Source organism: Stenotrophomonas sp. YJH_SMC_120 (assembly GCF_059368675.1).
In genome coordinates, this window is sequence record NZ_JCAFRY010000001.1 from 292040 (window position 1) to 305479 (window position 13440).

The 13440-nt window shown below is 66.6% G+C and carries 15 protein-coding genes; all 15 read left to right on the forward strand.

What is annotated here, in order from left to right; all coding sequences use genetic code 11:
• Nucleotides 1-74 precede the first annotated feature (74 nt).
• The 15 genes from AC5P60_RS01615 (at nucleotide 75) to rnt (ending at nucleotide 13357) form a co-directional block, all read left to right on the forward strand.
• A complete protein-coding gene (locus tag AC5P60_RS01615) occupies nucleotides 75-857 on the forward strand; it encodes an enoyl-CoA hydratase/isomerase family protein (protein WP_483692876.1) in 783 nt (260 codons plus the stop codon).
• Nucleotides 858-861: 4 nt separating this feature from the next.
• Nucleotides 862-1215, forward strand: a complete 354-nt coding sequence (locus tag AC5P60_RS01620; RefSeq protein WP_483692877.1) for a hypothetical protein — start codon at nucleotides 862-864, stop codon at nucleotides 1213-1215.
• Nucleotides 1215-1904: an endonuclease III gene (nth, locus tag AC5P60_RS01625; protein ID WP_012479638.1), complete on the forward strand. Its 690-nt coding sequence runs from the start codon at nucleotides 1215-1217 to the stop codon at nucleotides 1902-1904. The genes AC5P60_RS01620 and nth overlap by 1 nt, the downstream gene beginning before the upstream one ends.
• Nucleotides 1905-2100: 196 nt before the next feature.
• A complete protein-coding gene (locus tag AC5P60_RS01630; protein ID WP_005408793.1) occupies nucleotides 2101-3312 on the forward strand; it encodes an OprO/OprP family phosphate-selective porin in 1212 nt (403 codons plus the stop codon).
• Nucleotides 3313-3534: 222 nt separating this feature from the next.
• Complete coding sequence (gene pstS / locus AC5P60_RS01635; RefSeq protein WP_005408792.1) at nucleotides 3535-4551, forward strand: phosphate ABC transporter substrate-binding protein PstS; 1017 nt, start codon at nucleotides 3535-3537, stop codon at nucleotides 4549-4551.
• Nucleotides 4552-5138: 587 nt separating this feature from the next.
• The gene (gene pstS, locus AC5P60_RS01640) at nucleotides 5139-6227 is read left to right on the forward strand and encodes a phosphate ABC transporter substrate-binding protein PstS (protein WP_005408791.1); all 1089 of its coding nucleotides are present in this window, start codon (nucleotides 5139-5141) and stop codon (nucleotides 6225-6227) included.
• An 82-nt stretch (nucleotides 6228-6309) separates the two neighbouring features.
• On the forward strand, nucleotides 6310-7278 hold the full coding sequence (gene pstC / locus AC5P60_RS01645; RefSeq protein ID WP_049402705.1) for a phosphate ABC transporter permease subunit PstC: 969 nt from the start codon (nucleotides 6310-6312) through the stop codon (nucleotides 7276-7278).
• The gene (gene pstA, locus AC5P60_RS01650) at nucleotides 7278-8141 is read left to right on the forward strand and encodes a phosphate ABC transporter permease PstA (RefSeq protein WP_483692879.1); all 864 of its coding nucleotides are present in this window, start codon (nucleotides 7278-7280) and stop codon (nucleotides 8139-8141) included. The genes pstC and pstA overlap by 1 nt, the downstream gene beginning before the upstream one ends.
• Nucleotides 8142-8160: 19 nt before the next feature.
• On the forward strand, nucleotides 8161-8991 hold the full coding sequence (gene pstB / locus AC5P60_RS01655) for a phosphate ABC transporter ATP-binding protein PstB (protein ID WP_005408788.1): 831 nt from the start codon (nucleotides 8161-8163) through the stop codon (nucleotides 8989-8991).
• A gap of 65 nt (nucleotides 8992-9056) precedes the next feature.
• A complete protein-coding gene (gene phoU, locus AC5P60_RS01660; RefSeq protein ID WP_005408787.1) occupies nucleotides 9057-9764 on the forward strand; it encodes a phosphate signaling complex protein PhoU in 708 nt (235 codons plus the stop codon).
• Nucleotides 9765-10022: 258 nt separating this feature from the next.
• Entirely contained in the window at nucleotides 10023-10379 is a 357-nt protein-coding gene (locus tag AC5P60_RS01665) for an HvfA family oxazolone/thioamide-modified RiPP metallophore (protein WP_005408786.1), read from the forward strand.
• Entirely contained in the window at nucleotides 10366-11241 is an 876-nt protein-coding gene (locus AC5P60_RS01670) for an HvfB family MNIO-type RiPP peptide maturase (protein WP_483692881.1), read from the forward strand. The genes AC5P60_RS01665 and AC5P60_RS01670 overlap by 14 nt, the downstream gene beginning before the upstream one ends.
• Nucleotides 11234-11989: an HvfC family RiPP maturation protein gene (locus tag AC5P60_RS01675; RefSeq protein WP_322534776.1), complete on the forward strand. Its 756-nt coding sequence runs from the start codon at nucleotides 11234-11236 to the stop codon at nucleotides 11987-11989. Before AC5P60_RS01670 ends, AC5P60_RS01675 begins: the two co-directional genes overlap by 8 nt.
• Before the next feature lie 26 nt (nucleotides 11990-12015).
• Nucleotides 12016-12537 (forward strand): HvfX family Cu-binding RiPP maturation protein, encoded by a 522-nt coding sequence (locus AC5P60_RS01680; protein ID WP_483692882.1) that lies wholly within the window; start codon nucleotides 12016-12018, stop codon nucleotides 12535-12537.
• A 169-nt stretch (nucleotides 12538-12706) separates the two neighbouring features.
• Nucleotides 12707-13357 (forward strand): ribonuclease T, encoded by a 651-nt coding sequence (gene rnt, locus AC5P60_RS01685; RefSeq protein ID WP_414486620.1) that lies wholly within the window; start codon nucleotides 12707-12709, stop codon nucleotides 13355-13357.
• Nucleotides 13358-13440: the final 83 nt, after the last annotated feature.

Consider the following 13440-nt stretch of genomic DNA (forward strand, 5'->3'; position numbering starts at 1 on the left):
ACGATGCAGGCTATGACCCGTCTGCGTTCGCGGAGTTCAATATCACTTTTTTTTAACGTTCCAGGAGTTTCCCCGTGGCCGATGCCCTGATCGCTGTCGCCGACGATGGCGCCATCCGCACCGTGACCGTCCAGCGCCCGGACAAGCTCAACGCTCTGAACGCCGCGACCCTGCAGGCCCTGGCCGAGGCCTTCAGCGCCGCCGCGGCAGACCCGGAGATCCGCGTGGTGGTGCTGACCGGTGCCGGCCCGAAGGCGTTCGTGGCTGGCGCTGACATCGCCGAGATGAACACACTCAGCCCGGTTCAGGGACGTGATTTCTCGCTGCTGGGCCAGGCCCTGATGCGCCAGATCGAGCGCATGCCCAAACCGGTCATCGCCCGCGTCAACGGTTTTGCCCTGGGCGGCGGCCTGGAACTGGCCATGGCCTGCCACCTGCGCATTGCCGCCGATACCGCCAAAGTCGGCCAACCGGAAATCAATCTCGGGCTGATTCCCGGCTTCGGCGGCAGCCAGCGCCTGCTGCGCCTGTGCGGCCGCGCCGCCACCCTGGAGCTATGCCTGCTGGGTGCACCGATCAATGCCGCACGTGCGCTGGAACTGGGGATCGTCAACGAGGTGGTACCGGCCGACGCGCTGGACAACCGCGTGCAGGACATCGCCCGGCAGCTGGCACGCTCGGCGCCGCTGGCCCTGCGCGGCCTGCTCGATGCGGTGCACGTGGGCGGCGAATGCAGCCTGGAAGCCGGGCTGGAATACGAAAGCGCACAGTTCGGCCTGCTGTTCGCCACCGAGGACATGCGCGAAGGAACCAGCGCCTTCCTGCAGCGCCGCCCGCCGGCCTTCCAGAACCGCTGACGCCATGGCATCCCGACCCAACCCCGCGCAGCTGTTTGCCCGGGTCCAGGCAGACGATCTCGACGGCGCCCTGCAGGCCGGGCTGATGGACTATGTCGCCCGCGCCGACGACGCGCAGTTGCTGCACGGCCACCCGGAACTCCCGCAGCGGTTGCAGCAGGCCCAGCAGCAGCTTCAGGCCGCCTGGGCGGCACGCGAACGCTACCGCGCCCGTGCGGTGCGACTGGCCCGCCGCGAAGCCGAACGCGACGCGCGGCGCACGCCCGCCCCGGCGCCGGACGTGAAGCCCACCCTGCCCGCCGCGGCCGCCGCCATCCTCGCCCGGGCCAAGGCCCGCGCCAGCGGCAAGGAGCAGTAATGGCCACCACGAAGAAAACCGCACGCGCCCCGGCGCGGCGTGGCGGCACGATGCCGCGCGCCGACGTGGTGGAAATGTTCACCCGCCTGCGCGAACTCAACCCGCACCCGAAGACCGAACTGGAGTACAGCTCGCCGTTCGAGCTGCTGGTGGCGGTGGCGCTGTCGGCGCAGGCCACCGACGTCGGCGTCAACAAGGCCACGCGCCGCCTGTTCCCGGTGGCCAACACGCCGGCGAAGATCCTCGCGCTTGGCGAAGAAGGACTGAAGCAGTACATCGCCACCATCGGCCTGTTCAACGCCAAGGCGAAGAACGTGATCGCCACCTGCGCGATCCTGCTGGAAAAGCATGGTGGTGAAGTGCCGCGCGATCGCGATGCGCTGGAAGCACTGCCGGGCGTGGGCCGCAAGACCGCAAACGTGGTGCTCAACACCGCCTTCGGCGAGCCGGTGATGGCGGTGGACACGCATATCTTCCGCGTCTCCAACCGTACCGGCCTGGCCCCGGGAAAGAATGTGCGCGAAGTGGAAGACAAGCTGGTGAAGGTGATCCCCGCCGAATTCCTGCTCGACGCGCATCACTGGCTGATCCTGCACGGACGTTATGTGTGCAAGGCGCGCAAGCCGGATTGCCCGGGATGCGTGATCGCCGATCTGTGCCGGTTCAAGGACAAGACCCCGGCCGAGTGACGGCCGCATCCATGCAGGGCGTGGATCGACTGCAACCAAGGCGCAATCCGGGCGTCATACGCAAGCGGGTTCAATGGCAGGCCCTGCCGTGACGGGGCCTGCGGTGGATGTCTGCCGCGCGTGAACTGTCACATTTACGCAATCTTTACCTTCTAGCCTGCGCGCATCTTCCCACCTGCCTGCAAGGCTCCTCTCCATGAAACTGCATCACCAACTCCTGACGGTGGCCGTGGCTGCTGCGCTGTATGTGCCGGCTGCACACGCCGAAGTCGCCATCGACGTGATCGGCGGTTCGGAAATCACCTTCGAAGGCCTGGTCCAGGCCGATGGCAACTGGTTCCACAACGATGTGGTCGACCTCAACGGCGGCGACGCCGGCAACGGCAAGAACAGCGAATTCGAACTGCGTCGCGCCGAGCTGGTGCTGAAGGGCAAGGGCCCGGGCAACGTGGAGTGGGTGGTCGGCTATGACGCCAAGGCCGACAAGTTCCTCGACACCAACGTGAAGTACAAGCTGCTGGGCAACGCCAACCACTTCCTGCAGCTGGGCCAGTTCAAGCAGCCCAACAGCCTGGAAGAACTGTCCAGCACCAAGAACAACGATTTCATTTCCAAGGCAGCGGTCACCAACACCTATGCCATCGCCCGCCGCCTGGGCGGCGCGTACAGCTACGGCCAGGACAACTGGTCGGTGACTGCCAGCGCCTTCGGCCGCGAGCTGACCCGCAACCTGGCCCACGGCAGCGGCTACGGCGCGCGTGGCACCTGGGCCCCGATCAATGAAAAGGGCCAGGTCCTGCACTTCGGACTGAGCTACGTCAACTACGACACCGACGCCGACACCCTGCGCGTGCGTGCACGTCCGAATGCCGACCTCGCCACGGCCCGCCTGGTCGACAGCGGCAACCTGACCGACACCGACCGCGTCAGCACCATCGGCGCCGAAGCGATGTACTTCCAGGGCCCGTTCAAGGCCCAGGCCGAGTACTACACCAGCAAGGCCAAGCGCTACGACCACGACAACTACACCAGCGACGGCTATTACATCAGCGGCGTGTGGAACGTCACCGGCGAGACATGGAGCTACAAGGGCGGGACCCCGGGCACCGGCCTGCCGAACAACCCGGCCGGCGGCCAGTGGCAGCTGGGCGTGCGCTACGACCACATGGACCTCAATGACGGCAACCTCGCCGCCAACCCGGTTGCCGGTCGCCCGCCGATCGTCGATGGCGTGCTGGGTGGCAAGATGGACATCTGGACCGTGGGCGCCAACTGGTACCTGCGTTCCAACTTCAAGCTGATGCTCAACTACGTGATGGTCGACAGCAAGAAGTACAGCTCCACGGCGCGCGGTTTCGTCAACGATGATCCCAACATCCTGGAAGCCCGCGCGCAGTTCTTCTGGTAAGTCCAGCCCCCTGCGTTGACCCGCGAAGGCACGGCCCCGGCCGTGCCTTCGTCGTTGCATCGGTAGCCGCGCTGCCCTGCCGGCGCAGCGGACGTGACATCGCTCATGACGCGTGTCACGCCCGCGTCATATGACAGACGCGGGGGTGTCACGCAACCGTTATGGAATGTGCACCGAAACGTCGGGCAACCGCCCTTCGACCACCACCCCAGGAGTCTCCCCGTGATCCACGCATTCAAGTCGCGCGCCGCTGTCGCCATCCTGGCCGCATCGTCCGTGTTCGCCGCCAACGCCGCCGATATCACCGGCGCGGGCGCATCGTTCATCTACCCGGTCATGTCCAAGTGGTCGGCCGACTACAGCACCGCAACCGGCAACAAGGTCAACTACCAGTCCATCGGTTCCGGCGGCGGCATTGCCCAGATCAAGGCCAAGACCGTTGATTTCGGCTCCTCCGACGCGCCGCTGAAGCCGGAAGACCTGGCTGCCGCGGGCCTGGCGCAGTTCCCGTCGGTGATCGGCGGCGTGGTGCCGGTGGTCAACGTGGCCGGCATCGCGCCGGGCGCGCTGAAGCTGGACGGCGCGGTGCTGGCCAACATCTTCCTGGGCAAGATCAAGACCTGGAACGACCCGGCCATCGCCGCGCTGAACCCGGGCGTGACCCTGCCCAACGCCAAGGTCACCGTCGTGCATCGTTCGGACGGCTCGGGCACCACCTTCAACTTCGTCAATTACCTGTCCAAGGTCAGCCCGGAGTGGAAGAGCTCGGTCGGTGAAGGCACCTCGGTGCAGTGGCCCGCCGGCATCGGCGGCAAGGGCAACGAAGGTGTTGCCGCCTATGTGAAGCAGATCAAGGGCGGCATCGGCTATGTCGAACTGTCCTACGCGCTGCAGAACAAGCTCTCCTACACCGCGATGAAGAATGCCGCCGGCAAGTTCGTGCAGCCGAGCGACACCTCGTTCGCAGCCGCTGCCGCCAGCGCCGACTGGGCCAACGCCCGCGACTTCTACCTGGTGATGACCAACGCGCCGGGCGCCGAGTCCTGGCCGATCACCGCCACCAACTTCATCCTGGTGCAGAAGACGCCGAAGAATGCTGCCAATGGCAAGGCGACCCAGGAATTCTTCCGCTGGGTCTACAAGAATGGCGACGCCCAGGCCCGCCAGCTGGACTACGTGCCGCTGCCGGACAGCCTGGTCCGCCAGATCGAGACCTACTGGTCGCAGAACCTGAAGTAAGCGCGTTCCCCCGCAGGAACGGGGGCGGCGGGTCCTCTCTCCCCCGCCGCTCCCACCCGGGCGCGAGATCCTCGAGATCTCGCGCTCTTCTTGTTTTTGGGGGATTGGTCGTGAAGAGCGCTGCGCTTCCAATCTACTGCTCGGGGTCGGCGCAGGGCCCAGCCCGGGACACGCCGTAAACCCCGCTCCGCGGTCCGGCCCAGCCGCTGGCGGCTGTGCGTTCGGGCGCTTGCGAGGCAGTGCCTCGCAGGCAAACCGCCCTCACCTTTGGGGGCTCGATCGCGCCATCCATGGCGGGAATGGTCCCGGGCTGGGCCCTGCACCGACTCTGGACAGTTCATCGGGTGCGCGGTGGGGTCATGAAAGGCAGGAGCAAAGGCAAGAGCGTTTGTAGAGCCCCGACCGTCATATCGGTGCGCAGATCGGGGGTTTCCGGGCACCTGCCGGATCGGCGCCAATCCTGTGAAACCCTTGTCAGAACGTGATCCAGGACACCCCTGTCATGGTCGTAATACGGCTGTAACAAAAACATCATTTCATAGCCGCATCCGCCGACCACGTCGGCTCTTCCCCGCTATGGAGTGACCATGAAACTGCACTCGGCCGGCCTCGCCGCCCTTTCCCTGGCCATCGCCCTGGGCCTGTCGGCCTGCGGTGGCGACAAGCAGGCCGCGCAGCAGCCGGCTGCCGACGGCGCCGCCGCCCCGGCCGCTGCCGGTGCCAAGGTGACCGCCGAAGTGTCCGGCGCGGGCGCGTCCTTCATCTTCCCGCTGGTCTCCAAGTGGTCGGCTGACTACAACACCAGCACCGGCGCCAAGATCAACTACCAGTCGATCGGCTCCGGCGGCGGTATTGCCCAGATCAAGGCCGGCACCGTCGACTTCGGTTCCTCCGACAAGCCGCTGAGCAGCGAAGAGCTGGCCCAGGCCGGCCTGGCGCAGTTCCCGTCCGCCATCGGCGGCGTAGTGCCGGTAGTCAACATCGAAGGTCTGGAAGCGGGCAAGCTGCGCCTGAGCGGCGCCCTGCTGGCCGACATCTTCCTGGGCAAGGTCAAGACCTGGAACGACCCGGCCATCGTCGCCGCCAACCCGGGCGTGAAGCTGCCGGACGGCAAGATCACCCTGGTCCACCGTTCGGACGGTTCGGGCACCACTTTCAACTTCTCCAACTACCTGTCCAAGGTCAGCCCGGAGTGGAAGAGCAAGGTCGGCGAAGGCACCTCGGTGCAGTGGCCGGACGGCGTCGGTGGCAAGGGCAATGAAGGCGTCGCTTCCTATGTGAAGCAGATCAAGGGCTCGATCGGCTACGTCGAACTGGCTTACGCGCTGCAGAACGGCATGCCGTACACCGCCATGCAGAACGCGGCCGGCAACTGGGTCGAGCCGAGCGCGGAAACCTTCGCCGCCGCGGCCGCCAGCGCCGACTGGGCCAGCGCCAAGGACTTCAACCTGGTCATCACCAACGCTCCGGGCGAGCAGGCGTGGCCGATCACCGCCACCAACTTCATGCTGATGCAGAAGAAGCCGAAGGATGCCAAGCGCAACCAGGACACCCTGGCCTTCTTCAAGTGGGCCTTCGAAAACGGCCAGGCGCAGGCCAACGAGCTGCACTACGTGCCGCTGCCGGCCGAACTGGTCAAGCAGATCGAGGCCTACTGGGCGACCGACCTGAAGTGATGGACACGACGGTGCCCGCCCCACGCGGGAACCGTTTCTTCCACGCCGTGCCGCCCCGCCCCTTCCTGGCCCTGCCGTCCCCATGAATGCCATCGCCCAGCCTGTAGCCGCCCCGTCCACGCGTGATGCGCGTGATGCCCGCAACGACAAACTGTTCCGATGGGTGCTGGTCGGCACCGTCATCTTCGTCCTGATCGCCCTGGCCTGCGCCGCGCTGTCGATGCTGTGGGGCGGCCGCCATGCCCTGCAGATGCAGGGCCTGAGCTTCTTCTTCTCCGCCGACTGGAATCCGGTCGAAAACAAGTTCGGTGCGCTCGCCCCGATCTACGGCACCCTGGTCACCGCCGTCATCGCGATGGTCATCGCCGTGCCGGTCAGCTTCGGCATCGCCTTCTTCCTCACCGAAGTCGCGCCGCGCTGGCTGCGTGGCCCGGTCGGTACCGCCATCGAACTGCTGGCCGGAATTCCCTCGATCATCTACGGCATGTGGGGCCTGTTCGTGCTGGTGCCGGTGATGACCGAGTACGTCACCCCGTTCCTCAACGAGACCCTGGGCGAATGGCCGATCGTCGGCCCGATGTTCCAGGGCCCGCCGCTCGGCATCGGCATGCTCACCGCCGGTTTCGTGCTGGCCATCATGGTCATTCCGTTCATCTCCTCGGTGATGCGCGAAGTGTTCCTGACCGTGCCCACCCGCCTGAAGGAGTCGGCGTACGCGCTGGGCTCCACCAAGTGGGAAGTGAGCTGGGACATCGTCCTGCCCTACACCCGCTCGGCAGTGATCGGCGGCATCTTCCTCGGCCTCGGCCGCGCCCTGGGCGAGACGATGGCGGTGGCCTTCGTGATCGGCAACAGCGTGCGCCTGTCGCCGTCGCTGCTGGAGCCGGGCACCACCATCGCCGCGCTGATCGCCAACGATTTCGGCGAAGCCACTGAAACCTACCGCTCGGCCCTGCTGCTGCTCGGCTTCGTCCTCTTCATCGTCACCTTCGTGGTGCTGGCCATCGCCCGCCTGATGCTGATGCGCCTGTCCCGCAAGGAGGGCAACTGATGTCCACCACCGCTGATTCGTTGTACCTGCGCCGCCGCATCGGCAACGTCGTTGCGATCACAGCCTCCTGCGCCACCGCGCTGTTCGGCCTGTTCTTCCTGGGCTGGATCCTGTTCACCCTGGCCTCGAAAGGCCTGGCCGGCATCAACTGGGACCTGTTCACCAAGATGACGCCGCCGCCGATGCAGAACGGTGGCCTCGCCAACGCCTTCTTCGGCAGTGCCGTGATGTGTGCGCTGGCGATCGGCATCGGCACGCCGCTGGGCGTGCTGGCCGGTACCTGGCTGGCCGAGTACGGCAACGCCCGCAAGGCCGGCACCGTGGTCCGCTTCGTCAATGACATCCTGCTGTCGGCACCGTCGATCGTGCTGGGCCTGTTCGTCTACACCCTGTACGTGATGCAGACCGGCGGCAACTTCTCGGCGTTCGCCGGTGCCCTGTCGCTGGCCTTCATCGTGCTGCCGGTGGTGGTGCGCACCACCGACGAGATGCTGCGGCTGGTGCCCTCGCAGATGCGCGAAGCGGCCCTGTCGCTGGGTATCCCGCAGTGGAAGGTGATCGTGCAGGTGCTGTACCGCAGCGCGTCGGCCGGCATCATCACCGGCATCCTGCTGGCGCTGGCCCGCATCTCCGGCGAGACCGCGCCGCTGCTGTTCACCGCTTTCGGCAACCAGTACTGGAACAACAACATCTTCCAGCCGATGGCCTCGGTGCCGGTGGTGATGAACCAGTTCGCCGGCAGCCCGTATGAATCCTGGCAGGTGCTGGCCTGGGCCGGTGCCCTGGTGCTGACTGTCTTCGTGTTGCTGGTCAGCCTTGCCGCCCGCGGCATCCTGCTGCGCAACCGTATCTCCCATGACTGACCTTTCCGTGGACAACGCCATGAACGACCTTTCCAACGCCGTGCCGATGCAGCGCATCGCCGTGCCGTCCTCGCACGAGAGCCTGCACACGCCGTCGCCGGTGAAGCTGGCTGCGCGTGGACTGGACTTCTACTACGACAAGTTCCACGCCCTGAAGGGCATCAACCTGGAGATTCCGGAAAAGCGCGTGACCGCGCTGATCGGTCCCTCCGGTTGCGGCAAGTCGACCCTGCTGCGCATCTTCAACCGCATCTACGCGCTGTACCCCAAGCTGGAAGCGCGCGGTGAAGTGCTGCTGGACGGCGAAAACATACTGTCGCCGAAGTACCCGATGAACCGCCTGCGCAGCAAGGTCGGCATGGTGTTCCAGAAGCCGGTGCCGTTCCCGATGACCATCTTCGAGAACGTGGCCTACGGCATCCGCCACCACGAGAAACTGAGCAAGGCCGACATGGCCGACCGCGTCGAGCAGGCACTGCGCCAGGGCGCACTGTGGGACGAAGTGAAGGACAAGCTGGGGCAGAGCGCGCTGGGCCTGTCCGGTGGCCAGCAGCAGCGCCTGTGCATCGCCCGTGCCGTGGCGCTGCGCCCGTCGGTGCTGCTGCTGGACGAGCCGACCTCGGCGCTGGATCCGATCTCGACCAGCCGCATCGAGCAGCTGGTGGAAGAGCTCAAGCACGAGTACACCATCGTCATCGTCACCCACAACATGCAGCAGGCCGCGCGCGTTTCCGACTACACCGCCTTCATGTACCTGGGCGACCTGATCGAGCACGACCGCACCGAAGTGATCTTCTCGCAGCCGTCGCAGCGGCAGACCGAGGACTACATCACCGGTCGCTTCGGCTGATCGACGCTGATCCTTCGCCACATGTCCCAGCCAGGCACGGCCTGGCTCTACCCGGATTGCAGACCATGAACCTTCCCAACGACCACATCGTCAAGAGCTACGACGAAGAGCAGCAGCGCCTGGTGGCCGAAATCGTGCGCATGGGCGAGATGGCCGTCGCCCAGCTCGAAGCGTCGATGGACGTGATCGAGAAGCGCGACGAGAACGCCGCCCATCGCATCATCGCCAACGACGAAGCCATTGATGCGCTGGAGCAGCAGATCAGCCATGACGTGATGCGCCTGGCCCTGCGCGGCCCGATGGCGCGCGACCTGCGCGAGATCCTCGCTGGCCTGCGCATCCCGGCCGACATCGAACGCATCGGCGACTATGCAGCGAACGTCGCCAAGCGTTCGATCGCGCTGGGCAAGGTGCCGCCGCTGCCGCAGATCCAGGGCCTGCGTGCGCTGGGCCGCCTGGCCGCGCAGCAGGTCCGTCGTGCCATTGCCGCCTACCGCGACAACGACGCCGACGCCGCACTGGAACTGCGCGAGGACGACGCCCGCCTGGACGCGCAGTACACCGCGCTGTTCCGCGAGCTGCTGACCTACATGATGGAAGACCCGCGCAACATCACCCCGTGCACGCACCTGCTGTTCATGGCCAAGAACCTGGAGCGCGTGGGCGACCACGCCACCAACATCGCCGAGAACGTATGGTTCCTGGTGCACGGGGAGCAGCCGCTGCCGCCGCGCGAGAAGCGCGACGAGACCTCCAGCACCGGCCAGCCCTGACGCTGCACTGCAACACCGGAGTCGACTCCAAGGTGGCCGCTGTCCTGGTGACAGCGGCCTTCTTTTTGGGGGTGTTCCACCCGCGTTGTGGGCGCCGGGCTTGCCCGGTGCGAACCTTCCGGATGCTTCTGTAACAAACCTCACGAAAATTTGAGGTCTTGGCGAGGATTCGTTGAGTAGGATCGCTGCACCATCGATTCCACCGGCATCCCTGCCGGCCATCCGGGCACCCGCCCACACCACCCAGGAGCACGACCGATGAGCAGTTCCAACAAGACCCTGTCCCTGCTGACTGCTACCGCCCTGGCCGCCGGCCTGGGCATGACCGCCAGTGCCTCGGCCCTGAGCATGAGCGACCTCGCCCAGGGCTACCTGGTTGCCGGGCAGGCAGCCAAGGCCAGTACCGACGCCAAGGCCGCAGACACCAAGATGGCCGCTGACGCGACCAAGCATGCCGAAGGCAAGTGTGGCGCCGACGGCAAGACCGCCGAAGGCAAGTGCGGCGCCGACAAGGGCAAGGCTGCCGGCGCTGCGGCAGGCGCCAAGGCCACGTCCGGCGACAAGAAGGCGGCTGAAGGCAAGTGTGGCGAAGGCAAGTGCGGTGGCAAGCACTGACGTCCGCGCCAGCGTCGTCAGCCCGCGGTCGCCGCTTCGTGCGGCGGCCGCCGGGTTGGGGCTGCGCAGGGCGCTGCTGCAGGAGCTGCGCGATGCACCGGCGGGCGACTTCGATTTCCTCGAATGCGCGCCGGAGAACTGGATCCATGTCGGTGGTCCTGCCGGGGATGCACTGGCCGAGCTGGCACAGCGCCATCCGCTCAGCTGCCACGGCCTGTCCCTGTCGCTGGGTGGCAGTGCGCCGCTGGATAGCCGGCTGCTGGAACAGGTCGGCCAGTTCCTGGAAAAGCACCGCGTGCCGCTGTACAGCGAGCACCTGAGCTACTGCAGCGACGACGGCCACCTGTACGACCTGCTGCCGATTCCATTTACCGACGAAGCGGTGCGCCATACCGCCGCACGCATCGCCCGTGTGCAGGATCTGCTGGGTCGCCGCATCGCAGTGGAGAACGTGTCCTACTACCTTGCGCCGGAGCCGGCGATGGACGAGCTGGCCTTCACCAACGCCGTGCTCGCCGAGGCCGACTGCGACCTGCTGCTGGACGTCAACAACGTCTACGTCAACGCCTGCAACCACGGCTACGACGCCGACACCTTCATTGCCGGGCTGCCCGCAGAACGCATCGTCTGCCTGCATGTGGCCGGGCACCTGGACGAGGCACCGGACCTGAAGATCGATACCCATGGCAGTGCGGTGATCGACCCGGTCTGGGCCCTGCTGGCACGCACCTATGCGCGCATCGGCCCGCGCCCCACCCTGCTTGAGCGCGATTTCAACTTCCCGCCCTACGCCGAACTGCAGGGCGAGCTGCAGACCATCCGCCGCCTGCAGGCGACGCACGCCGGGAGCGCACATGGCTGATGCTCCCGACACCCTGCGCGCGCAGCAGCACGCATTCACTGCCCATCTGCGTGATCCACAGGGCGTGCCGCCACCGGCCGGGCTGGAATCACACCGGGTCGCGGTATACCAACGACTGCTGTTCAACAACCTGCTCGGCCTGTTGAGCAACGGCTTCCCGGTCTGCGTGCGCCTGCTCGGCGAACCGGCCTGGAGCGGACTGGTGCGCCAGTACTTCGCGACCCATCGCTGCCAGACACCGCTGTTCACCGAACTGGCCGCCGAATTCGTGCAGTGGCTGCAGGCGCAGCCACTGCTGCCGCATCCGGCGTTGGCCGAACTGGCCCACTACGAGTGGGTGGAAACCGCGCTGTACCAGCTGGATGCCGAACCGCTGCCGGCGCAGGACGACACCGACCCGCTGCGGGTGCCGCTGCAGCGCTCGCCGTTGGCATGGCCGCTGCTGTACCAGTGGCCGGTGCACCGGCTCGGCGCTGAGGACGCACCGACCGAGCCGCCGGCCGAGCCGACTGGCCTTCTGGTCCGCCGCGATGCCGACGGCGAGGTGCGATTCGCCACGCTCAGCCCTCTGGCGGTGTTCCTGCTGTCCAGCATCGGCGAACAGCCCGGCCTTGATGGTCAGGCCTACCTGCAGCGTCTGGCCGCCGCGCACGGCCTGGCCGAGGACGCGCTGGCCGGACCCGGTGCCGCGCTGCTGCGGCAGTTCCTGCAGGCCGGCGTGATCGGCCCGCTCACACCCCCTCCCTGACACACCTCATTCGCGGAGACCCCCTGATGAACCTTCTGATCCTGGCCACCGCGCGTGGCCAGCTGGACCGTCTCGCCCCCTGGTTGGCCCCGCTCGGCCTGCGCCTGCTGCTGGCCTGGGAATACTTCGAATCCGGCCGCGAGAAACTGCACGGCCAGAACTGGTTCGCCGACCTGCAGGATGCCTTTCCGTTCCCGTTCGATCAGCTGCCGAGCACGCTGAACTGGCAGCTGGCGACCTGGTTCGAACTGGTCGGCGCGGCCTGCCTGCTGCTGGGTTTCGGTACGCGTTTCGCCGCCGCCAGCCTGCTGGTATTGACCGTGGTGGCCACCTACGCCGTGCACTGGCCGATGCAATGGGACTCGCTGGGCGACCTCGCGATGGGCTATGCGATCACTGACCAGGGCTTCGGCAACTTCAAGCTGCCGGTGCTGTTCATGGCGATGCTGCTGCCACTGATCTTCAGCGGCGCCGGCAGGCTGAGCGTGGATGCGTGGTTGGCACGGTGGTCTCCCTCGGCCACGCCTGCGCGGCCAGCAGTCCGGTAGATGCCAACCTGGGTTGGCGCGCATCGTGCCAACCCAGGTTGGCACCTACCGGAATCCTGGGCGCGCGGTGCACCGGTGGGTGTCGACCTTGGTCGACACGCTCCTGCGCAGGGAACCCGTGCGCCACGGGCTGGCCGGGCGCTCAGGGTCGCTCTGCTAGAATTCACGCATGACTGACCCCACCCCCGCACCTGCCGCCGCCCCCGATTCCGCAATCCCCCAGGCGCAGCGCGCGATGTCACAACGCTTCCGCGGCTTCCTGCCGGTGGTGGTGGACGTGGAAACCGGCGGCTTCGACAGCCAGCGCAACGCCCTGCTGGAAATCGCCGCGGTGCCCATCGAGATGGACGAGAACGGCCTGCTCTACCCCGGCCAGACCGCCAGTGCCCATGTGGTGCCGGCCGAGGGCCTGGAGATCGACCCGAAGTCGCTGGAAGTGACCGGCATCATCCTCGACCACCCGTTCCGGCTGGCCAAGGAAGAGAAGGCCGCACTGGACCACATCTTCACCCCGGTACGCGCGGCGATGAAGAAGTACGGCTGCCAGCGCGCGATCCTGGTCGGCCACAACGCCCATTTCGACCTGGGCTTCGTCAACGCCGCCGTGGCCCGGACCGGCCACAAGCGCAATCCGTTCCATCCGTTCAGCGTGTTCGACACCGTCACCCTGGCCGGCATCGCCTACGGGCAGACGGTGCTGGCGCGTGCAGCCACGGCCGCCGGGTTGGGCTGGGATGCGAACGAAGCACACAGCGCGGTGTATGACACCGAACAGACCGCACGATTGTTCTGCACCATCGCCAACGCCTGGCCGCGGTAAGACAGCCAGCGGCGCAACCACATCCACGCATGGCGTGGATCTACTACGGCAACACCAGTAGATCCACGCCATGCGTGGATGCG

Bases quoted from the DNA above. Each gene is read 5' to 3' on its own strand.
- AC5P60_RS01620 (WP_483692877.1), top strand. From the start codon at position 862: ATGGCATCCCGACCCAACCCCGCGCAGCTGTTTGCCCGGGTCCAGGCA.
- nth (WP_012479638.1), top strand. From the start codon at position 1,215: ATGGCCACCACGAAGAAAACCGCACGCGCCCCGGCGCGGCGTGGCGGC.
- AC5P60_RS01630 (WP_005408793.1), top strand. From the start codon at position 2,101: ATGAAACTGCATCACCAACTCCTGACGGTGGCCGTGGCTGCTGCGCTG.
- pstS (WP_005408791.1), top strand. From the start codon at position 5,139: ATGAAACTGCACTCGGCCGGCCTCGCCGCCCTTTCCCTGGCCATCGCC.
- pstC (WP_049402705.1), top strand. From the start codon at position 6,310: ATGAATGCCATCGCCCAGCCTGTAGCCGCCCCGTCCACGCGTGATGCG.
- pstA (WP_483692879.1), top strand. From the start codon at position 7,278: ATGTCCACCACCGCTGATTCGTTGTACCTGCGCCGCCGCATCGGCAAC.
- pstB (WP_005408788.1), top strand. From the start codon at position 8,161: ATGAACGACCTTTCCAACGCCGTGCCGATGCAGCGCATCGCCGTGCCG.
- phoU (WP_005408787.1), top strand. From the start codon at position 9,057: ATGAACCTTCCCAACGACCACATCGTCAAGAGCTACGACGAAGAGCAG.
- AC5P60_RS01665 (WP_005408786.1), top strand. From the start codon at position 10,023: ATGAGCAGTTCCAACAAGACCCTGTCCCTGCTGACTGCTACCGCCCTG.
- AC5P60_RS01675 (WP_322534776.1), top strand. From the start codon at position 11,234: ATGGCTGATGCTCCCGACACCCTGCGCGCGCAGCAGCACGCATTCACT.
- AC5P60_RS01680 (WP_483692882.1), top strand. From the start codon at position 12,016: ATGAACCTTCTGATCCTGGCCACCGCGCGTGGCCAGCTGGACCGTCTC.
- rnt (WP_414486620.1), top strand. From the start codon at position 12,707: ATGACTGACCCCACCCCCGCACCTGCCGCCGCCCCCGATTCCGCAATC.